At 57.0% G+C, this 22,829-nt stretch carries 14 protein-coding genes; 10 read left to right on the top strand and 4 right to left on the bottom strand.

All coding sequences use genetic code 11. The features are described 5' to 3' along the window. Positions 1–40: 40 nt before the first annotated feature. The 4 genes from K227x_RS24310 to K227x_RS24325 all read left to right on the top strand — a co-directional run bounded on the left by K227x_RS24310 (position 41) and on the right by K227x_RS24325 (position 7,645). The gene (locus K227x_RS24310; protein ID WP_246146883.1) at positions 41–1,432 is read left to right on the top strand and encodes a DUF1501 domain-containing protein; all 1,392 of its coding nucleotides are present in this window, start codon (positions 41–43) and stop codon (positions 1,430–1,432) included. A 155-nt stretch (positions 1,433–1,587) separates the two neighbouring features. Continuing rightward, positions 1,588–2,610, top strand: coding sequence for a ThuA domain-containing protein (locus tag K227x_RS24315; protein WP_145174045.1), 1,023 nt, complete (start codon positions 1,588–1,590; stop codon positions 2,608–2,610). Positions 2,611–2,767: 157 nt separating this feature from the next. Then, positions 2,768–6,019 carry a carbamoyl-phosphate synthase large subunit gene (gene carB / locus K227x_RS24320; protein ID WP_145174047.1) on the top strand — a complete coding sequence of 1,084 codons (3,252 nt, stop codon included), beginning with the start codon at positions 2,768–2,770 and terminating at the stop codon, positions 6,017–6,019. Positions 6,020–6,169: 150 nt separating this feature from the next. Beyond that, positions 6,170–7,645, top strand: coding sequence for a sigma-54-dependent transcriptional regulator (locus K227x_RS24325; protein ID WP_145174050.1), 1,476 nt, complete (start codon positions 6,170–6,172; stop codon positions 7,643–7,645). On the opposite strand, the gene K227x_RS24330 is transcribed toward K227x_RS24325, so the two are convergent. The 3 genes from K227x_RS24330 to K227x_RS24340 form a co-directional block, all read right to left on the bottom strand. After that, a complete protein-coding gene (locus tag K227x_RS24330; protein WP_145174053.1) occupies positions 7,646–8,053 on the bottom strand; it encodes a PaaI family thioesterase in 408 nt (135 codons plus the stop codon). A 165-nt stretch (positions 8,054–8,218) separates the two neighbouring features. Then, on the bottom strand, positions 8,219–9,964 hold the full coding sequence (locus K227x_RS24335; RefSeq protein ID WP_145174055.1) for a BBP7 family outer membrane beta-barrel protein: 1,746 nt from the start codon (positions 9,962–9,964) through the stop codon (positions 8,219–8,221). 166 nt (positions 9,965–10,130) lie between these two features. Continuing rightward, positions 10,131–10,820: a metallophosphoesterase family protein gene (locus K227x_RS24340; protein ID WP_145174060.1), complete on the bottom strand. Its 690-nt coding sequence runs from the start codon at positions 10,818–10,820 to the stop codon at positions 10,131–10,133. A gap of 382 nt (positions 10,821–11,202) precedes the next feature. Here K227x_RS24340 and K227x_RS24345 point away from each other — a divergent pair, with 382 nt between their 5' ends. The 5 genes from K227x_RS24345 (at position 11,203) to K227x_RS24365 (ending at position 18,698) form a co-directional block, all read left to right on the top strand. Beyond that, a complete protein-coding gene (locus K227x_RS24345) occupies positions 11,203–13,371 on the top strand; it encodes a vWA domain-containing protein (protein ID WP_246146185.1) in 2,169 nt (722 codons plus the stop codon). A 260-nt stretch (positions 13,372–13,631) separates the two neighbouring features. Continuing rightward, entirely contained in the window at positions 13,632–15,059 is a 1,428-nt protein-coding gene (locus tag K227x_RS24350) for a sulfatase-like hydrolase/transferase (RefSeq protein ID WP_218933493.1), read from the top strand. A 140-nt stretch (positions 15,060–15,199) separates the two neighbouring features. After that, complete coding sequence (locus tag K227x_RS24355; protein ID WP_246146187.1) at positions 15,200–15,454, top strand: DUF485 domain-containing protein; 255 nt, start codon at positions 15,200–15,202, stop codon at positions 15,452–15,454. Next, positions 15,451–17,385: a sodium/solute symporter gene (locus K227x_RS24360; RefSeq protein WP_145174066.1), complete on the top strand. Its 1,935-nt coding sequence runs from the start codon at positions 15,451–15,453 to the stop codon at positions 17,383–17,385. The genes K227x_RS24355 and K227x_RS24360 overlap by 4 nt, the downstream gene beginning before the upstream one ends. A gap of 152 nt (positions 17,386–17,537) precedes the next feature. Next, positions 17,538–18,698 (top strand): hypothetical protein, encoded by a 1,161-nt coding sequence (locus K227x_RS24365; RefSeq protein ID WP_145174069.1) that lies wholly within the window; start codon positions 17,538–17,540, stop codon positions 18,696–18,698. A 995-nt stretch (positions 18,699–19,693) separates the two neighbouring features. On the opposite strand, the gene K227x_RS24370 is transcribed toward K227x_RS24365, so the two are convergent. Continuing rightward, positions 19,694–21,133: a Gfo/Idh/MocA family protein gene (locus K227x_RS24370; RefSeq protein ID WP_145174072.1), complete on the bottom strand. Its 1,440-nt coding sequence runs from the start codon at positions 21,131–21,133 to the stop codon at positions 19,694–19,696. 364 nt (positions 21,134–21,497) lie between these two features. Here K227x_RS24370 and K227x_RS24375 point away from each other — a divergent pair, with 364 nt between their 5' ends. Continuing rightward, positions 21,498–22,820 (top strand): leucine-rich repeat domain-containing protein, encoded by a 1,323-nt coding sequence (locus K227x_RS24375; protein ID WP_145174075.1) that lies wholly within the window; start codon positions 21,498–21,500, stop codon positions 22,818–22,820. Positions 22,821–22,829: the final 9 nt, after the last annotated feature.

Raw genomic sequence — 22,829 nt, forward strand, 5'->3', positions numbered from 1 at the left:
CAGTCTGTGCCGCCGCGCCGGGGTCCCGCATGTCCAGACGATGCGCAGCCGTCGTGAATTCTTAGCATCCGCCGGCGCCGGTTTTGGCGCAGTAGCGCTGCAAGGATTGATGGCCGAAACCGCGATGGCCGAATCGACATCGCCCATCGGACTGCATCATGCACCGACGGCGAAAAGCGTGATCTTTCTGTTCATGGAAGGCGGCCCGAGCCAGATGGACACGTTCGACCGCAAACCGCTGTTGAATGAATTGGCCGGGAAAGATCTCCCCACCAGCTTCAAAGCACCGATCCTGGCGATGGGCGAAAAGAACGCCCCGCTGTTAGCATCCAAACGGAAATGGTCACGTCACGGCGAAAGCGGGCTGGAGATCAGTGATTGGTTTCCGCATACCGCTGCCCATGCCGATGACTTGGCGATCATTCGATCTTGCTATGGCGAAGGCATCAATCATGCCGGCGGCTGCAATTTGATGAACACAGGATCGATCCTGGGCGGACGTCCCTCGCTGGGTTCCTGGATCACCTACGGGCTGGGTACCGAAAACAAGGACCTGCCCGCGTTTGTGGTCATGAAGGACAAAAAGAGCCAACCGGTCAACGGCGTTCGCAGTTGGGGTCCCGGTTTCATTCCAGCAACCTTTCAAGGCACCCCGATCGGCGATGGGCCGACCGGCGAAACGATCGCGAATCTAAAACTGCCTGCCGGGATGACCGCCGAACGCCAGATGCGGAAACTCGATTTGATTACCCAACTGAATCGACAGCATGCGGACCGGCTTGCCGATGTTTCGACATTGGATGCCCGCATCCGATCTTACGAATTGGCGGCCCGCATGCAGGCTGCTGCACCGGAGGCGGTGGACCTATCGCGTGAATCCGCCGAAACCGAGGCGTTGTACGGATTGGACGACAAACGCACTCAGCCGTACGGCAAAATCTGTTTGTTGGCGCGGCGGTTGGTCGAACGCGGCGTCCGATTCATCCAACTCTATAGCGGCACCGGCAGCGGCTGGGACGCGCACTCGAACATCGAATCCAATCACTCCCGATACTGTGGCGAAGTCGACCGTCCTATCGCCGGACTGTTGTCGGACTTGAAGCGACGTGGCCTGCTGGACGAAACGTTGGTCGTTTGGGGCGGAGAATTTGGTCGCACGCCGATGAGCGAAAAGGGAGATGGCCGCGATCACAATCCAACCGGGTTCACGATGTGGATGGCCGGTGGCGGCGTCCGCGGTGGGCAAACCATCGGTGCGACCGACGAATTGGGGCTGTACGCGATCGAGAATCGGGCCCACGTCCACGACGTGCACGCCAGTATCTTGCACCTGATGGGACTGGACCGACTAAAGTTGTCTTATAATCACCAGGGTCGACTCGAACGCCCGACCGTCAACGAAGGTGAAATGATCCGGCAATTGATCAGCTGATTCGGTTGATCGGTTCTGTGAAAATCATGTCATCGGCCGTTTCGGCTAATTCGCGTGCCGACATTTGGCCAACGATCCACGGGACCGCACGGTTGGTGTTGACGCGATCCCGTTCTGATCCCCCCCATCCCAAATTCCGACGAAAGTCTTTCCACATGCGTTTGTTTGCAATCCTGTGCTTCTCTTTGGCCGTCATTTCTTGTTCCCAAGCGGACGACGGTCCGCTGGTTTACCAGGGCGAATCGGGGCCAGGTGCGGGGCGACACATCGTTTTCCTAGCCGGTGACCACGAATACCGCAGCGAAGAAGCTTTGCCAGCGATGGCACGCGTCATGGCAAAGAACCTGGGTTTCAAGTGCACGGTACTGTTCAACGTGGATCCGGAAACCGGATTCATCCATCCGGGCAACAGCAATATGCCGCATACCGATGTGATCGAAACGGCCGATCTGTTGGTGTTTGGACTTCGATTTCAAAATTTCCCGGCCGAACAGATGCAGCCGATCGTGGACTATTTGGAACGCGGTGGCCCCGTCGTGGGGACGCGAACGAGCACCCATGCGTTCAAGATTCCCGCCAATTCGGCGTTCGCCAGATTTGACCACCAGTATCGTGGCGAGGAAATGAAAGGCGGTTTTGGCCGCCAAATCTTGGGCGAAACCTGGGTCAGCCACTACGGCAAAAACCACGTGATGAGCACTCGATTGGACATCGTGCCGGAACAGGCCGATCACCCGATCCTGCGAGGCGTCAAAAATCCGTGGGTCGAAGCCGGTGGATACTGGGTCGATCCGATGCCCGGCAGCCTCGTGCTGGCCAACGCCCAACCGTTGGACGGGATGACGCCAGATTCGCCGCCGGCAAAGGACAAGTCGCCCTGCCCGGGCGTCTGGGTCCGCACCTATACCGGCAAAGATGACCAGAGCGGCCGAGTATTCACGACGACCTACGGTGCCAGCGAAGACCTGCGAAACGATGGATTTCGCCGCATGTTGATCAACGGCAGCATGTGGGCGATGGGAATGGAAGATGCGATCACCGGGGATTTGAACGTCGACCTGGTCGGCCCCTATCACCCGTCGACATTCCGTTTCAACGGATTTCGCCGCGGCGTGCGTCCGCTAGACCTGGCGGGATGGGACACCCCCATCATGGCCCCGTCCAAACCCACCAAGTAACCGGAAACGGCTGATTAGTCGCGTTTGTCCCGTCCTCTACGGGTCGGCGATGTTTTGTTATTCTGGCCGGGAATTTGCCCGAGCGCATGCAAGTGCGCCTGCCTTGACCGGCGGCGCGTGGACATCTGAACAACAAATCTCTGCTGGAATTATACCTGTGCCCGCCCGCGACGACATCAAAACCATCTTGATCATTGGCAGTGGTCCCATCGTGATCGGCCAAGCCTGCGAGTTCGACTATTCAGGAACTCAGGCCTGCAAGGCGCTTCGCGAGGAGGGGTACCGGGTCGTCCTGGTCAACAGCAACCCCGCCACGATCATGACCGATCCTGGTACCGCTGACGCAACCTACATCGAACCGCTGTCCTGGCAGATGATCGAAAAGATCATCGAAAAGGAACGCCCCGATGCACTGCTGCCGACATTGGGTGGCCAGACCGCGCTGAACGCAGCGATGGAACTGGAAGCCAACGGGGTGCTGGAAAAGTACAACGTGGAAATGATCGGGGCCAACACCAAGGTCATCGCCAAAGCCGAAGAACGTGACCAGTTCAAAGAGGCAATGGAAAAGATCGGACTGGATGTCTGCGAAGGGTACACCGTGCACACCTTGGAAGAGGCTCGCGCGGCGCTCAAGAAAGTCGGACTGCCAGCGGTCGTGCGTCCCAGCTTTACGATGGGCGGATCCGGATCAGCCATCGCCTACAACAAAGACGAATTCGATTCGCTTTGCCAAAACGGACTGGATCAATCACCGGTGACCGAAGTGCTGATCGAAGAATCGATCATCGGTTGGAAAGAATACGAAATGGAAGTGATGCGCGACGTGGATGACAACGTCGTCATCATTTGCAGCATCGAAAACTTTGACGCGATGGGCGTTCACACGGGAGACTCGATCACTGTCGCGCCAGCGCAAACGTTGACCGACCGAGAGTACCAACGGATGCGTGACGCTTCGCTGGCCGTGATCCGCGAAATCGGTGTCGAAACCGGTGGTAGCAACATCCAGTTTGCGATCAAACCCGACACCGGTCGAATGATCGTGATCGAGATGAACCCGCGGGTTAGCCGATCCAGTGCGCTGGCCAGCAAAGCGACCGGGTTCCCGATCGCTAAGATCGCCGCCAAGCTAGCCGTTGGCTATCGGTTGTGGGAATTGCCCAACGACATCACACAAAAAACAAAAGCCTGTTTCGAACCGACGATCGATTACGTCGTCACCAAGATCCCTCGCTTCGCCTTCGAAAAGTTTCCCGAAGCCGATGCGACGCTGACCACGCAAATGAAAAGCGTTGGCGAAACGATGGCGATCGGACGAAGTTTCCGAGAATCGTTTCAAAAGGCGATGCGTGGATTGGAAGTCGGCGCCTTCGGACTCGGCAGCGATAACCGCGACAAGTGGGGCACCGAAGAACAGCCCGACATGGACGAGATCACTGCCAAACTGAGCACGCCCAACGCGGAACGGATCTTCCATATCCGTTACGCGATGAAGGCCGGCATGTCGATCGACCAAATCCACGAAATCACTCATATCGATGTTTGGTTCTTGGATCACCTGTCTCAGATCATCGAAGAAGAAACTCGTCTGATTGAAATCGGGTCACTGGCGAAGATCACTCGCGATGATCTGTGGACGGCCAAACGAAACGGTTTCTCGGACCGCCAATTGGCGCACATCTTCGGAACCACCGAAACCAAAGTTCGCACCAAACGATTGGAACTGGGACTCCGCCCCGTGTTCAAGAGTGTGGACACCTGTGCGGCCGAATTCGAAGCCTACACGCCGTACTACTACAGCACCTATGAAGCGGAAACCGAATTGCCGCCCAAGGGCGACAAGAAACGCATCATGATTTTGGGTGGCGGTCCCAACCGTATCGGACAGGGGATCGAATTCGATTACTGCTGCTGTCACGCTAGTTACGCGCTTCGCGAAATTGGCATCGAAAGCGTGATGGTCAACAGCAACCCGGAAACGGTCAGCACCGATTACGACACATCCGACATCCTGTTCTTTGAACCGCTAACGATCGAAGACGTGTTGAACATCTGCGACGCTGTTCAACCCGATGGCGTGATCGTGCAGTTCGGCGGACAGACGCCGCTGAACCTGGCTCGCGGATTGCAAGAAGCGGGCGTGCCAATCATCGGCACCAGTGTCGACACGATTGACGCTGCCGAGGACCGCGAACTGTTCCAGCAACTGATCAACGAACTGGGACTGCGACAGCCACCGAGCGGCATCGCCCGGAACATGGAAGAAGCCCGCCGCGAAGGCAAACTGATCGGCTTCCCGATGCTGGTTCGCCCTAGCTTTGTGCTGGGGGGGCGAGCGATGGAAATCTGCTATGACCAACCTCAGTTTGAACGCTACGTTGCCGAAGCCTTTGTTGTCGCCGATGGCCAACCGGTCCTGATCGACCGCTTCCTAGAAGACGCGACCGAAGTCGACGTGGATGCGGTTTCCGACGGCACCGATTGTGTGATCATGGGCATCATGGAACACATCGAAGAGGCCGGCGTCCACTCCGGCGACTCGGCTTGTGCGATCCCACCGTTCAGTTTGTCGCCTGCCGTCATCGACGAGATCCGCGAATCCACCAAACGGCTTGCCAAACGATTGCAAGTCATCGGCTTGATGAACATTCAATTTGCGATCAAGCAGGAAGCCGACGGACCGATCGTCTACATCCTGGAAGTCAACCCGCGTGCCAGCCGCACGGCGCCGTTCGTGGCCAAGGCCACCGGTGTCCCCTTGGCGGGAATCGCAACCAAGGTGATGGCCGGCATGACGCTGAAAGAATTGGGCATCACGTCCGAACCGATCCCACGGCACGTGTCGATCAAAGAAAGCGTGTTCCCGTTCCGCAAATTCGCGGGCGTCGACATCGTGCTGGGGCCAGAAATGCGAAGCACCGGCGAAGTGATGGGGATCAGCAACGATTTCTCGATCGCATTTGCGAAAAGCCAAATCGCAGCCGGCAGCGTGCTTCCCGAATCGGGCAAGATTTTCATGAGCCTGTCGTCCCGCAATAAAGAAGCGGCGATCGCCATCGGCACCGAACTGATCAGCCTTGGATTCGAGATTTTGGCGACTTCGGGAACCGCAGCCCGATTGAAGGAAGGCGGCGTCGCTGTCACCCAGGTCAAAAAATTGGCCGAGGGACATCCGAATCTGATCGACTACCTGAAGAACGACGACGTGCAATTGATCCTCAATACGCCTAGCGGCAAGGGCGCGCGAACCGACGAAGGCCGGATTCGAGCTGCCGCTGTCCAAGCCGGGGTCCCCTGCATCACGACGATCGCGGCCGCAGAAGTTGCCGTCAAAGCAATGAAGGCGATGAACGAAGGATCGATGGAAGTCGAATCCCTGCAAAAACGATACGCCGACGCAGAATAAGGCGTATCCGCCCAAGTCGCCGGACGAATCCTCGGGGCCCACCCGAATCTCCGGCGACCAATGTCGATAGCGTCGATGCAGATTTTGAAATGATGCTGGTCCACAACGGTCATTTTCCAACGCTTCCAATCCTCTTGTCTCGCTGACGTCATGCCATCCGATTCCGACGCCGCCAACCCCTTTGACCCAGCCGTTCTGAAACTGCTGGTCGTCGATAACGAAGCGGCACACGCACGTGCGATGACAGAGAGTTTGGAAAAGGTTGGCTATCGGTGCGAGGTCGCAACCAGTGGCCCCGAAGCGGCCAAACTGATCCAACGCGAAACCTACGATATCGTGATCACCGACATGGTGATGAACGACGTGGACGGCATGAAGATCCTGAACCTGGCCAAGGAGCGGTTGCCGGACTGCGAGGTCGTGATGGTGACCGGACATGCCACCGTTCCGATCGCCGTCGAAGCGATGCAGAAGGGTGCGTTCAATTTCTTAGAAAAACCGATCACGCCGGCCCGTTTGCGAGCGATCGCCGAGAAGGCTGCCAATGCCGTTTTCCTGCGCCGCGAAAACACCGAACTGCATCAACGGCTAGATGAACGCTTCGGTTTCGAAGGCATCATCTACACCAGCAAGAAAATGCAGGACGTGATCGATCGCGTCCGCCGAATTGCCGCTACCGATGCCACGGTCTTGATCACCGGCGAAAACGGTACCGGCAAAGAAGTCATCGCCCAAGCGATCCACCAAAACAGCCCGCGACGCGCCAAACGCATCGTCGCGATGAACACGGGTGCGATCGCCGAAAACTTGGTCGAAAGCGAACTATTCGGACACGTCAAAGGATCCTTTACCGGCGCCGTATCCGACCGCGAAGGTGCGTTCCAGTATGCCAACGGCGGCACTCTGTTCCTGGACGAAGTCGGCGACATGCCGATGGCGACCCAGATCAAATTGCTGCGTGTGCTAGAAGAAAACCAGATCACTCGAGTCGGCGACAACAAGACGATCAAGGTCAACGTACGGCTGATCTCGGCCACCAACCGGCCGCTGGAAGACATGATCGAAGCCGGCACGTTCCGCCGCGACCTGTACCACCGTTTGAAGGTCGTGACGATCGAACTGCCTGCCCTGCGTGAACGCCGCGAGGATGTTGTTCCGTTGATGGACAGTTTCCGCAAGATGTTCCTGCGACGCCACGACAAGCCATCCACGCATTTCACACCGGCGGTCACCAAGCGTTTCTTTGCCTACGATTGGCCCGGCAATGTTCGTCAGCTACGTAACTTTGTCGAAACCATGGTCGTGCTGGACACCGACGGAAAGCTAGACATCGACGACCTGCCGCCTGAATTGGTGGACACCGATTCGGATGCGGCTGTGGACAGCGATTTGGCGATGCCGATGGTCGGCGGCAATAGCGACCTGATCGGGAAAAGCCTTAGCGTGATCGAGCGTTGGGCGATCGAGGAAACCTTGAAACTGACCGGCGACAACCGCGAAGAAGCCGCCAAGATTCTGGGGATTGGTGCCCGCACGCTCTACCGCCGCCTGGACCAATACAAGAAACCCGGTGACGGCACCGACCAGGTGGATGAATCCGATCGCGAAGACGATCACGACGACTGATCACTTGCTGACGACGGTGCAAGTCGACGTGGCGGTGGCGACTCGCTTCCCACGCAGGGTGGTGATTTCGCAGTCGACGAAACCGATTCGCAAACCACGCTCGACGACCCGAGCTTTCGCGATGATCATTCCGTCGCGGACGGGACGAATGAAATTGACTTTCATTTCAATCGTCGAAAAGTCTTGGTCGTCCATCAGAGTCCGACCAAACGCAATCCCCATCGCCGCATCGGCAAGCGCCGCAATCAGGCCGCCATGGACGCGTTGCATCGGGTTGTGATGATGGTGCGTGCATTTGATTTGCACGCGGGCAACGCCCACATCGTCACCATCATCGTTCGGCAAAACATCGAAGCCGACCAAACGAGAGATCGGTGCATCGTCGAATCGATCAGGTTTTCCAGACACCCACACCTCGCTTAGGACTGAGCGGAAAATAGGTGTCCGCCCACTTTGGGGGCGAAGCACCCGAAGGGCCGGTTCCCAGCAAAAGGGGTCGGAAACTTTTTGCTCGCACGATCATGACAGACTTCGAACTTGACATCCTATCCAGCTGATCGGACAACCGATCGCCTAGTAAACGTACTGTAGCCCGAAGTGAATCCCTTGCACGTAGAACGTGTCATACCGCAGTGCCGGTGATGGCGTCTGGGATCCCACCAGTGGCGAGGACAAGTTCGATGCCAGGTTCGGATCGATGGCGCCCGAGACTTGCAAAGCATCGGTCATCGCGATGATGTGATAGCCAAGCGTCACGTCAAAGTGAGGGAATCGGTGCCAGCCTAGCGACATGTCCAATTCCGGTACCCAGCCGAACGCGTGATCGGTCGTCGTACCGCTGTTGGTACTCCGCACCAACAATCCCTCGGGTTCGACGAAGACATCTGATCCGTTTTCGCGGCGTGTCGAACCGCTTCGTTTGGCCGTTCGTCGCAGCGATCCAAAGCCGACCTTCGCCAACCCTTGGAACGACCAGCAACCTTCACGGTAGCGAGTCGACAGCCCCAATTGGCCACCGTTGAAATCATTGATCGCATCGATGGAATCAGCGACTGAAATCACCGACCCGGCTGGCCCAAAGGTACCGTCCAGCGACAGCGATTCGCTGGACACGTTTAGGTTTTCGTCCAATCGCATGTATTGATAACCGTACAGCAAGTCGACGGTTCCGCCGTACTGGCCGAACAAGAATTGACGAACCGAGATGTCACCACCGAACACGTTGCTGCTGCCGCGAGCGTGAATCGATCCAGAAGCTGCACCTGGAAACGCGGCGACAATCGTAGCCTGTTCCGCTGGCGTCACATCGGTCGCAAAGAACGGACGTGTCAGCACGGCATGGCGGTTTTGGTCGCTGCCAAAGCTGAACGATTCTTCGGCAACTGCCCAACCGCGGAAAACCAAACTGCGGCACTGCGAACTGTCTAACCATGTTCCCAGTGTCAGACGCAAACCAAACGATGCATCTTTGTATTCCGTGGTCCCACCCGCCAAGACGCTCGTGCCGGCTTGATTCAACTGGCCCGCCGTGACTGGATCCGTGCTTGGCCCCGTGGTCACCAATGGAGGAAGCCGATCGCCATTCCGGAACATCAACATCAGGTCGATGCCGCCGAACCATTGATCGCGGGAAAAACAGATCGATCCGTTCGAAATGCCACGCCCGCATCCACAGCCGCTGTCGCATCCCATCGAATCGCAACCGCCCATGCCACAGCCGACCGATTCACATCCGCAGCCAACATCGAAGCTGCCACAATGATCACAGCCACCGCCATGCATTCCGCCGCCGAACTCCATCTCTTGGCCATAGGACTGGTCATAGATCACGGTGGGTTCTTCGAAGACCCTTGGTTGGTTGATCGCTTGGTGCGATTCGATGATGCGAGTTCCCGGCTGGGTCAAGATGACCTCGTTGTGGCCAACCGGCTGAAGCTCGCCCTGCCAAGATTCCGAATCCCGTGGATCAACATTTTGCCGATCACGGGGAACCGACGAATCCGATCGGGACGCGGTTCGAGATTGCGAACTGGACGCCTGACTTCGCGTGGCCCCTAGCGGTTCGACCTCGACCGATTCCAACTGGGACGCATCGATTTGCGGCGATTGATAGACGTCGCGATCAGGTCGCTTGGTTCGCACCTGAGCCGAAGCTGGCAGTGCGGTCGTCAACAACACAGCCGCAACGACGCCACCGATCGTCAACGGCCGCAGCCATTGAACAGGACGGGAAACACGTTGCAACAGTAATGAAGCACTGGTCGACTCTTGCACCGTGGCAATATTCAGACAGGTGCTTGCGGATTTCGACGGATCCATCGGTGATTCTTCCCGGCAGTCAAATGATCAACTCAAACCGGGGCGAGCGCACCACCGGCGTAACCATCCCATCGACTTTAACGGCAGTGCCGGTTGAATAAATCTGGCAAGCTTTGACGGTTAAGTCGCCTTCTCTGCCCAATCTGTCCTCGGATCGAGCGTCGGTCTAGCGCAGAACCCCAGCCTCGGAAACCTGCCAATACTGACGGTTTCCCAGATCGACAGCGGTCAGCCAGCCGCCGCCGTAGCAATAGGTATCGATGCACAGCAGGTGACCAATATCCAGGACCTCGCCGTCGCGGTTCGCCGTGTGCCCGACGACGGCTGTCTTGCCGCTTCGGTGGCGTGCGGGCAACCCTTCGGTCAACGAATACCAACGCAGCAAATCCGCCGGTTGCTGTTCCAGGGGCGTGTCCGGATCGTAGGCCGCGTGGGTAAAGAAATAGTCCCCATGCTCGAAATAGTCGCCCAGGGAATCAAAGAAAGCCTCGTGTTCAGCCGGCAGGAAATCCAGATCGCCGTCAAAACCATAGCTATCCAGGGTTTCGACGCCGCCATGGCGAAGCCAACTGTGGTGGGATTCCCCCTCGCGGACCACCGAAAGCATCATTTCCTCGTGATTTCCTAACAAACCGACCAACCGGGTTCGCCGCCCCAGGTCGATCAGGGTGTCGATCACGCCTCGTGAATCGGGGCCACGGTCCACGTAATCCCCCAGCGTCACCACAATATCGTCCGGCGTTGGGGCGATCGCCTCCAACAGTTTCTCTAGCGCCGTTCGGCAGCCATGAATATCGCCAATTGCAAGCAGTCGCCCGGACAAATTGATATCTCCGCCAAATAGAGCCAAAAACATGCGGCAACAGGACCATCAGGGTCGCCGCTACGGCCAAGACCGCCGCTGGCGGAAACAACCGTTTGAACCGACTCTGCACCCCGACAGCAGCGGTTGGAATGCCCGCAGATGCCCATCGGGCCAGTTTCGGACCGTCCCTGCTGCCAACGCTACCGATACGCAATCGAGTACATCGTGCCATTCTCTGCGTTCAAAGGATGCCAGCACAACGTCACGAGGTCGGATAAGAAGGGTCACCGACACCCAAACTCCGCCCAGGCGGGGTGAAAGCCAGACCTTCTCGTTGAAAGTTTGTGCGGCTTGAGTGAAACTGTCTATACCAGCTGCATCAATCTCGGCCTCATCACGCCCCACCATTTGGGTGGAACCCAGGAGCGCCTCCTTGTCGACCATTCCCCCTCTGTCTGCAGACTCTAACCTTCCCATCGGCGCCAATGCGGCGACGCCGGTCGGGTCATCGTTGGATTCCAGCTCAGAAGCGGATCCCGTTTCAGGCCTGGACCGTTCGGCGTCAGCGACCGGCGGTCCCCGCGACGATGTCCCAGCCGACGACGACTTGGAGGCCTGGCCAGAAGACGAGTTGGACGATGAATCGATTCTAGAGAGCAGCGAAACAGTCGCGATGATCGGCAGCCTGCTGGTCCACCTGATCATCATCCTGTCGCTGGCCCTGGTCCCGCTGCAACTGATCGAAGACGAAGAAGCGGTTGTGATCGTGTCGAAGCCGCCGGCCGAGACCATCGAAAAAGTCGAAATGATCGACGAGGTCACCTACAGCGATGTGCCCCAACTTCGCGTCGGTGCTAACAGTTTGGCCGAGACCGAGATGGCCGAAGCATCCGCCGAAATCTTCGCCGAGATCTCGGAGATCCCCAGCCCCGTCGAACTGGAACAATCCGATCGTGGCGACTTCCTGCTGAACGAGTTCTTTGACCAAGCGGTCGCACCGCTGGACAAGTTAGAGAATCAAAAAGGGAAAGTCGGCCAGGGGGCCGAAGGAGCCGTGGGGGCAGTCGACCGAATCACTTTCGAACTCCTGAAATCGATGGAGGAACGTCCCACCACGATCGTGTGGTTGTTTGACGAAAGCGGTTCGCTGCATCGCCAACGCCGCGAAATCCGTGACCGATTCGATCGCATCTACACCGAACTGGGGATCGCTCAGAGCAACCAAGCGGCCGCCTTTCGCCGCAACGATGATGATTACCCTTTGCTGACCTCGGTGATCGGATTCGGCAGCCAAGTCAAACTTTACACCGAAGATCCCACCGATGACTTGGACGAGATCAAGGACATCATCGACAACATCCCGGTCGATTCCAGCGGCGAGGAAAAGGTCTTCTCGGCCATCTCGTCCGCGGTGAACGAGTTTCGATCGCTGCGCCGAAGTCGTGGAAGCCACGGGCCACAGCGCAATGTGTTGTTCATCGTCGTAACGGACGAAAAAGGGGACGACGACAATCTGTTGGAACCGTCGATCGATTCCTGCCGCAAATGGGGAATCCCGGTGTACGTGATCGGCGTGCCAGCCCCGTTCGGACGTCAGCATACGTTGGTCAAATACGTTGACCCCGATCCCAAATTTGACCAAACGCCACAGTGGGCCCAAGTCGACCAAGGCCCGGAAACCTATTTGCCCGAACGCGTCCAAGTTGGATTCACCGGCAACTTTGAACAAGAACCTGTCATCGACAGCGGCTTTGGTCCCTATGCGTTGACGCGGTTGTGTTACGAAACAGGCGGCATCTATTTCACCGTGCACCCCAATCGCAATGTCAACCGCCAAGTGCGTCGCGGTGAACTGGACGCGTTCGCATCGGATCTGAAGTACTTCTTTGACCCGATTGCGATGTCCCGCTATCGCCCCGATTACCTTTCGCAGTCGGATTACATTGCGAAGGTCAAAGCCAGCCCACTGCGTCAATCGTTGGTCATGGCCGCGCAATTGAAACCGACCACCGGCCTCAGCCGACCACAAACACGTTTCGTCCGTCGTGGCGAAGCGCAACTTTCGGGCGACTTGACGCGTGCCCAACAAACCGCTGCGGTCCTAGAGACGCCGCTGCTGCGAATGGCTCAGACGCTGGAACCGGGCATGAAGGCTCGTGATCAAGAAGAAAGCCCTCGTTGGCGTGCTGGATTCGACTTGGCGATGGGCCGTGTCCTGGCGCAAAAGGTACGTACCGAAACGTACAACGCGATGCTGGCACGTGGAAAACTAGGCATGTCATTTCAAGATGCCAAGAACAACACGTGGGTGCTGAACCCCAGCGACGATATCTCCGTCGGCAGCAAATGGAAAAGCGAAGCCGAATTGGCCAAAGAACTTCTGACCACCGTCGTCAATGACCACCAAGGAACCCCTTGGGCGTTGCTGGCCAAAGAGGAACTGGAAGTGCCGATCGGATGGACATGGGAAGAGGAGTTCACCGACCTGACTCCGCCGGCCCAGCGGGGTGGTGGGAACAACAACAATAACCCGGCACCGCCCAAAGACGATCAAGCCCGGATGCTGAAGAAAGCTCCCAAACGACCGCTCCCCAAACTCTAACGCGGCATCCCGATCGCGATGCAAGGCCCGCAGCAGTGGATCTCGCCAGCAGCGTGGTGGTGGATTTGATTGTTGAATCTTTCGTAGTGGGATTCGCCAGGATTCCCTGTTCAAAAAGAGTGCTGGGGAAGGCCACTACGCCACTCGTTCAATGGACGTCCGGAGCGTCGGCAAAATGCTGGTCGCCCCAGAACAACGGGGCCGAATCAACGGCTATCATGGTTGCTTTCCATCCCCCGTTGTTCGAATGCGAGTCTGTCATGCTGCGCTCCCTTGCCCTGTCCGTCTGGCTGATCGGCTGCGTTGTCACCGGTGCCAGCGCGGCCGACGATCGCCCGAACATTGTGGTCCTCCTTTGTGACGACCTCGGGTATGGCGACCTAGAATGTTATGGGCACCCTCACATTCAAACGCCCCATCTGAATCGACTCGCCCAGGGTGGCATTCGATTCACCGACTGTTATTCCGCAGCCCCCGTGTGTTCGCCGTCTCGGGTCGGACTGTTGACCGGGCGAAGTCCCAATCGCGCGGGCGTCTATGACTGGATCCCACCAGCGAAAAATCAAACGGCCGATCGCCGGAACCTCGTGCACATGCGGGCTGGCGAAGTCACGATCCCTGCCCTCTTGCGGAAGGCGGGCTATCAAACGGCCATGGCTGGCAAATGGCACTGCAACAGTGCGTTCAATGATGACCGGCAACCGCAACCGGGTGACTTTGGTTTCGACCACTGGTTGGCGACTCAGAACAACGCGTTGCCATCGCATAAGCATCCCAAGAACTTTGTCCGTAATGGAAACCCCGTCGGTGCAACTGACGACTTCAGTTGCCAAGTGGTCGCCAGCGAAGCGATCGATTGGCTGGCGAAGACCGATGATGACAAGCCATTCTTTCTGTATGTTCCCTTTCACGAGCCGCACGAACCGGTCGCGTCACCAGAGGCAATCGTGGCCAAGTATCGCGATGTCGCCAATAGCGAAGACCAAGCACAGTACTTTGCAAACGTGCATAACGTCGACTTGGCAGTCGGGCGGATCATCGATGCGTTGGACCAATCCGGACGCCGGGACAACACATTGGTCATCTTCACTTCGGACAACGGTCCCGAAACGTTGAACCGTTATGCCTCGGCGAATCGATCCTATGGCACGCCCGGCCATCTTCGCGGGATGAAACTTCACACGACCGAAGCAGGCTTCCGAGTGGTCGGGATCATGAACTGGCCCGCGGCCATCCAGGCTGGTCAAACCGTGTCTGTGCCTGTTTCGTCACTGGATTTCCTGCCGACGTTTTGTCGTTTGGGGCACGCCGAAACGCCGGCGGCAGCAACTCTAGACGGCACCGACTTTGGGCCGGCGCTGACGGGTCACCCCATCGACCGCAGCAAGCCGTTGGTGTGGGTCTACTTCAACGCGATCAACGAACACCGCGTCGCCATGCGTGATGGCAAGTGGAAAGTGATCGCAAAGCTGGACGGCGGCAGCTTCCCCAAGATGCAGAATGTGACACGCAGCGACTTGGACAGAATCCGAAGTGCTAAGTTGACGGACATCGAGGTCTACGATCTGGAAATGGATACCTCCGAGCAGACCGACCTGGCACAGTCCGATCCAGCGATGGCTGCCGAATGGGCAGCCAAACTGACGACTGCTTACCAAGAACTAGTCAACCATTCACACGTCTGGTAATCCACGTTAGGTACCACCGGCGGGACTGCCGATCAACTGGTATAACGTGTCGCTGTCCTTCCCGTCGTCGACCAATTGTTCGCCGAATTTTCGCGATCGATTTTGCGTCACCGACTTCTCTTGATATGAACCGCTTTTGCATGAATGATTCAAATGCCACGTCGATGGAAATCCGTCGCCACAACACACGCCTCGGGTTGTGGCTATTCCTGATCTACCTAGCGTTGTACCTAGGCTTTGTGTTGATCAACGCCTTTGCCGCCAACGTGATGGAAACCATCGTGATTGCGGGTCTGAACTTGGCAATTGTCTACGGATTTGGACTGATCGTCGCCGCCTTGGTGATGGCTTTGATTTATGGCGTGATGTGCCGTAGCGAAGGAGAAGCCAAGTGATTTACGAACCCTCCATGATGGCGGTGGTTGTTTTTCTGCTGTTCGTTTTTGTAACGGTCGGGATCAGTTTTTTCTTGGGCCGCAATGCCAAGTCTTCCGAAGGCTACTTCGCCGCGCACGGGCAGATCCCTTGGGCCGTCAATGGCGTCGCCTTTGCCGGTGACTATCTATCGGCTGCATCGTTCCTGGGCATCTGTGGAATGATCTCGACCTACGGCTACGATGGGTTCCTGTACTCCATTGGTTTCTTGGCCGGTTGGATCGTCGCCCTATTCGTGATCGCCGAACCAATGAAACGGTTGGGACGGTTCACGTTCGCCGATGCGTTGGATGCGAAGTTCAATTCGCGAGGGATCAAGGCCGCTGCTGGGATCAGCACTTTGGTCGTCAGCATCTTTTACTTGATTCCGCAGATGGTCGGCGCCGGCGTATTGATCCAACCTCTGTTGGGTTACCCGCACTGGGTTGGTGTGGTGATGGTAGGCATCGTGGTGATCGTCATCGTGGTTACCGCCGGGATGGTGTCGACGACCTGGGTGCAATTCCTCAAGGGATCCTTGTTGGTGATCTTCAGCGCGGTTTTGGTGGTGATGCTGCTCAAAGGCGGCTTCAAGACGGACACCACAACCTTTGCATCGATTGGTCCAATTCCGACCGATTCGTTGGTCGCAGAAACGATTGATGGGCGAAAAGTGTTGCCCAGCAGTGATGGTTGGCAGGACGAACCTTACGTCCGTTTGGCCAGTACCGATTCGGTGGGCTATGACATTTACCGCATCGAAGCCATCGACGACTCCGACAAGATCCTGCTGCGTCGGGCTCAGTCGATGACCAAGATCGATGGGCAGACCATGATCGACGGAGCTCCGTTGGGGATCGAGGAAGGACAGAAGCAACTGTTGCCGGTGGGGCACATCGCCGAGCTTCCTGGTGGCGAAACGGAAACGGGCCCCTTGGGACCGATTGAGTTTTTCAACACGATTCGTGACAGCGAAATCGTGCTGTGGGGGAACCAATCGATCGCTCACGCAAATGGCACCAAAACAACGGTTTACTTCCAGAAGCTAACACCGGGAACGCACGTGCTGCGTCCGGGGGAACACCCTAAATTTGCCGGGATTCGCGGTGACAACGCCATCGACAAGTTGAATTTCTTGTCATTGATGCTGGCGTTATTTTGTGGAACCGCATCGCTGCCGCACATTCTGATTCGGTATTACACGGTCAAGGACGGCGCGGCTGCCCGCAAGAGCACGATCGTCGGCATCGCGACGATTGGTTTCTTTTACGTGCTGACGCTGTACTTGGGATTGGGAGCCATGACCAGTGGCGCGTTGGACCTTTCCGACAGCAACATGGCGGCGCCATTGTTGGCACGCAGCATTAGCCCATGGTTGTTCGCGATCATTTCAGCGATCGCATTCACCACCGTGCTGGGCACCGTCAGCGGTTTGATTTTGGCCAGCAGTGGCGCGGTCGCACATGACTTACTTGGTGGCGTGATGGGAATCGAACTGGAGAGTCACCAGCAGGTTCGAGTTGCCAAGTTGGCGGCGGTTGCAGTGGGTGCGATCGCGATCGTTTTGGGCATTTTGTTCAAAGAGATGAACGTCAGCTACTTAGTCGGCTGGGCCTTCAGCATCGCGGCCAGTGCGAACTTACCGGCGCTTGTCATGTTGTTGTTTTGGAAGCGAACGACCAAGGAAGGCATCATCGCCAGCGTGGTGGTTGGAGCCGCGTCATCGCTGGGCTGGATTTTGTTGTCGGCCGACACCTACGCCAAGGTTTATGGCCTGGATCCTGCGGACGCCATTGCTCCGTTCAGCCAACCCGGCATCGTCACAATCCCATTGGCCTTCGTCACATTGATCGTGGTATCGCTGATGTCACGTCCCCACGAAGACGCACCTACCAGTGCAGGGACGACCTAGCCCGGGCGACCGAATCGGCTGCAACCAAAATCCAAGCAACCCAAACGGTGCCACCCACCTAACCTAGATGGTGCCACCCACCATTTATTTGACTTGGATTCTGAATTTGGTAGGTTTGGGCATGGACAGATTTCTTTAGCAGGAGAACTGGCATGCCTCGACCTCCACGTTCCTCGCAATTTGATGCTTCCGAAGTTTGCATCGTTCACGCGGTCCAACGCTGCGTACGGCGGGCATTTCTTGCCGGCCTGGACCACGTTTCGGGAAAAGACTACTCGTTCCGTAAAGAGTGGATCCGCAGACGAATGGAAGCACTCGCATCGGCCTTCGCCGTCGATGTGCTCTCCTATGCCATCCTTAGCAACCATCTGCACCAAATTATCCGCAATCGCCCCGACGTTGCGGCACTCTGGAGCGATCGAGAAGTTGCCACACGCTGGTTGAAGGTTTACCCAGGTCGACGAATCGAAGAACATCTGGCTGAACCGACGGAGAATGACGTGAAGGCCCTATGCGCCGACAAAGAACGGTTGGCCGAAGTCCGCAAACGCTTGTCCGATATCTCGTGGTTCATGCGTGCGCTCGCCGAGCCGATCGCAAGGATGGCTAACAAACAGGAGGAACGCACAGGCCGGTTTTGGGAAGGACGCTTCAAGGCACAGCGGATCGTTGACGAAGCCGGGTTGTTGGCGTGCAGCATGTACGTGGACCTGAACCCCGTTCGCGCGGCGATCGCCGAAAGTCCCGAGAAATCCGTGCACACATCGGCCTACGACCGAATCGAAGCGGACAAAGGACGCCAGATCATTTCGGCAGCTTTTGACTTAAAGCCGATCCCAACCGAAGAAGCGGGTCAAAAGATTCGCGACACGCCACTGGATCAGCTTCGCAAAGAACGAAAAGCAAAGCGTCGTAACCCTACCGGTCGTAAAGTTCGACGCGACGGATGGCTTGCACCGATGAAACTGAAGCCGGACAAGCTGGTGTCCGACGCAGAGGTCCATACACATGGGTTCCGCAGCAGCGACCGAGGATTCTTGAACCTGGAATGGGCGGACTACAAACAGTTGCTGAACTGGACAGCAAAGCAGTCGGTCGCTGGCGCAACGACAGAGTTGCCGAAGCCACTTGCCAAGACGATCACAGAGCTTGGCATTGACGCTTCGATGTGGCGAGATCTTGTATGGAACTGGCAGAAGTATTTCGGGAAGAGCAGTTGCGTCGGCAGTCCCGAATCGATGAAGGCAAATGCTAAGCGAACAGGCCATCACCACTGCCGTGGCCAAGCATCCGTGTCATGCTGCTTCAGCTAATTCACTTTACTTGCCCCAGTTCTCACGTCTTCAGAATCGGCAGTGACCAGCTGCGTGCGACCGTTGATTGTCGACACCGAAAGCGCTCTACCGTGCTTCGGTCGCGACGAGTGCGGCGCCGGTGCTTCACACTTAGGGTGATGAATCTTGCGGGAGAGCCTGCGGTTCCGGTTTTTTTGGCAAAATCCACTACGCTAGAGTCGACTACCAAAGATGGATCAAGCACCGACGGTGCTCAGGTTTGCCCAATAGTGGGTGGCACCATCTGAAGCGAGCGGTGCAGTAAAGGGATTGTTCGAAAATCCACTACGGCAGTCCTGGATGAAAGTTGCTGAGCCAAGGACTTACGAAATCAGGTCGACGGACCGGTGGGTGGCACCGATTGGGACATTATGAAGGCAAATGCTAAGCGAACAGGCCATCACCACTGCCGTGGCCAAGCATCCGTGTCAGGCTGCTTCAGCTAATTCACTTTACTTGCCCCAGTTCTCACGTCTTCAGAATCGGCAGTGACCAGCTGCGTGCGACCGTTGATTGTCGACACCGAAAGCGTTCTATCGTGCTTCGGTCGCGACGAGTGCGGCGCCGGTGCTTCACACTTAGGGTGATGAATCTTGCGGGAGAGCCTGCGATTCCTGGATTTTTGGCAAAATCCACTACGCTAGAGTCGACTAGCAAAGATGGATCAAGCACCGACGGTGCTCAGGTTTGCCCAATAGTGGGTGGCACCATCTGAAGCGAGCGGTGCAGTAAAGGGATTGTTCGAAAATCCACTACGGCAGTCCTGGATGAAAGTTGCTGAGCCAAGGACTTACGAAATCAGGTCGACGGACCGGTGGGTGGCACCAATTGGGAATGATTGAATAGTGGGTGGCACCGATTGGGAGGGGGGTTAGTGGGTGGCACCGATTGGGAGGGGGAGAAATTAAAAAACCCGGCAAGCCGAATTGGCTTGCCGGGTTTCGGCTCGGTTGATCAACAACTTCTTGGCTTGCCTATGCCTTGGCTACTGCGGGCAGGCCTTCGAGTTCCCATCCGGCGCGATATTCGCGACCGACGAACTGGTTGACCGCTGGCACATTGGGGCTGGTCATCGTGGCGGCGTCCCACTCGATCCGTTGGCCTTGCCCGGCACGCATCGCTAGGTTCCCAGCCAAGATCGTTTCGGTCAAACGTCCGGCGTAGCCAAAGTTGGCCATCGTACCCGGCTCGTATTCGCCCTTGACGGTGCTGACGAATTCCCACTTCTGACGTTGGTCGTTCCCAGCTTCGTACGGGATCCGTGGCAGAGTTTGCTCGGGCGGCGTGAAGTCGGTGTACTGATCGTTGGGCAACAGCATGTACTGTGCACCGTAATCATCAGGCGAGAACAACAAGCCCTTGCTACCGACCAACACAGCGCCGCTGGTCTGACGCTTGGACGGATCTTTCTTCAGCGCGTCGACCTTCTTTTGGAAGCTCTTGGGCAACTGGGCGATGATCCGTTCTGGAGGCAGGTTGCCACCGTCATACCAATGGAAGTTGCAAGCCGACAGGCCTTCGCGTTCCGGGAACTCGAACTTGATTTCCGAGCTGCCCGGGAAGGTTTCGCCTTCGAAGATCCCAGGGTTGCGGACGGCGGTCATCGCGACCGGGTCCCAAAGTTTCAGTGCCATCACGGACAGGTTTGTCGTGTGACATGCCATGTCGCCCAAGGCACCGGTGCCGAAGTCGACCCAACCGCGCCAATTGAACGAGTGGTAAGCACCCGCTTTGTAAGGCCGCATCGGTGCTGGACCAATCCAAGCGTCCCAATTCAAGTTTTCTGGAACCGGATCCGAACCTTCTGGACGCCCCAAACCTTGTGGCCAAACCGGGCGGTTGGACCAAATGTGGATTTCGCTGACGTCGCCGATTGCACCGCTGCGAATCACTTCGACTGCTTCACGCAAACCGTTCTCGCTGGTGCCTTGGTTGCCCATCTGGGTGACCACGCCCATTTCTTCGGCGGTTTCACGCATCAAACGTGCTTCGGCGATCGACCAAGTCAGTGGCTTCTGACAGTACACGTGCTTTTTCATTCGCATCGCGCGGACGGCGGCCGACGCGTGCGTGTGGTCAGGCGTGCTGACGGTGACAATGTCAACCTTGTCGCCCAATTGGTCCAGCATTTCACGGAAATCGTTGAACTGCTTCGCACTGGCGAACTCGCGTCCCTTCTTGACCAAAACAGAACCATCGACATCGCACAGACCGACGATTTCGACGCCTTGTTCAGCGATGTGGCTGGTGTCGCTGCCACCCTTGCCACCAACACCGATGCAACCGGCCGTCAGCTTTTGCATAGGCGAATCAGCAGCAAAAAGCTTAGGAGAGCTGCTGGCAAAGTAGCCGACGCCAGCGGTCAACGCCGCTGTTTGTCCGATGAATTTACGACGTGTAGACTTCTGGCTCATCAATAGTCCTTGAAGGTGAGATCATGCAGTGAGAGATGCGAGTGAACGGAAACAAGCCTTCACACGCAAAATCGGTGGGTAAGATGTGATTTATTCACCCTTTCAGGATACCAGCCAAGGCCCTTGAAAACAATCATTCCGGGGGCTTTCCGCCGGTTTCATTCACCTACCCATCGCGACTACGGCAAGCGATCCTCCACTACCCAAACCACCGCCATTCGCGGCCGTTTGTTGCCGGTTTGCGAGGAAATGTCTAATCTACGTGCCGCAACGCCCACTTTCGGTTGCCCCCAGAAGACCGAAAAATGGCGGCACGCCCCCCATCCCATCCCGTATTCCACCCTTCGCTGATTTGCTGACCGCCATGCCCAATTCATTTTCCAGAGAGTTCGCAGCGTTTGGACTGATCCTGATATCGCTTGCTCTCGCCGGCTGCCGACCGAAATCGGATGTCGCTGAAAGCCCGCAACCCGACGCCGCCCCCCAAGTAGCGAACGTAGCCCCGCCTGCCGATGACGCCGAAATGGTCCAGGCGCTGCGCGACGCAGGCTTCACGCTGACGGAAAACGCATCCGGCAACATCCAGAAAGTCGCCGCCGTCGTAACCCCTGAAACCAGCACGGTGATCGCCCAGCTAGTCGGCCTGCACAGCCTGCAAGAATTGACCCTGTCGGGCAAAGGACTGTCCGACGAAGTCGTCGCTGTGCTGAGCGAACTGGATGGACTGAAACGACTGGACCTTTCTCGATCCGATGTCCGCGATTCGGCCTTGGAAGCCATCCAAAACCTGGGCACCCTGGAGGTCCTGTTTCTTCGGCAAACAAGCGTTACCGACGATGGACTTGCCAACCTAACGGGATTGTCGAAATTGCGAGCGATCGACCTTCGCAACAGCAACATTTCCGATGCCGGCACCGTCCATCTGGCCAAGATCAAAACGCTTTCCGATGTCCAACTGGAAAAAGCAAAGATCAATGACGAAGGTGCCATTCGCTTGGCGTCGCTGCCCCTGCGTTCGTTGAACCTGAACTACTGCACGACGATCTCCAACAAAACGCTCGAAGCGCTTAGCAAGAATCCGAAACTGACGTCGCTGCAAATGGATTACACCAAGATCAACGACGAAGGAATGAAGTTCGTCGCCAACTTCAAGGACATGACCCGGCTTCGTATCCGCGGAACCGATGTGACTGGCGTCGGTCTACAAAACATCCAAGGTCTGCAGAAAATGCAACGCATGGAACTGCGTGATTCCTCTCTGGACGATGATGGCATGGCGATCATCGCATCGCTGCCAAACATCAGCTTCCTTGATATCAGCGAATGCCGAATGGTTACCACCGAAGGCTTCAAGCAGATCGCAAAGATGACCAACCTGACCCTGCTTAGCCTCTGGGAAACCAAACTGGACGACGAAGCGTTTGCGGAGTTCGGCGGTCTAACCAAACTGGAAAACCTAGACGCCAGGTCGACCAAGATCACCGACAAGTCGCTACCCGTCCTGCTGTCGCTGAAAAACCTGACTCAGCTGAACCTTGGCGGCACCCTGTTCAGCAATGAATCGTACCTCGAGATCGGCAAGCTACCGAAGCTGAAAACGTTGATGGTCGCCAACACCAAGATTGGCTACGACGTGATGGACGAATTGGCGGAATCTCGCGAAGACCTCGAAGTCATCGACTACTAATCGCCAACG

It is taken from the genome of Rubripirellula lacrimiformis (assembly GCF_007741535.1).
Classification (GTDB): Bacteria; Planctomycetota; Planctomycetia; order Pirellulales; family Pirellulaceae; genus Rubripirellula; species Rubripirellula lacrimiformis.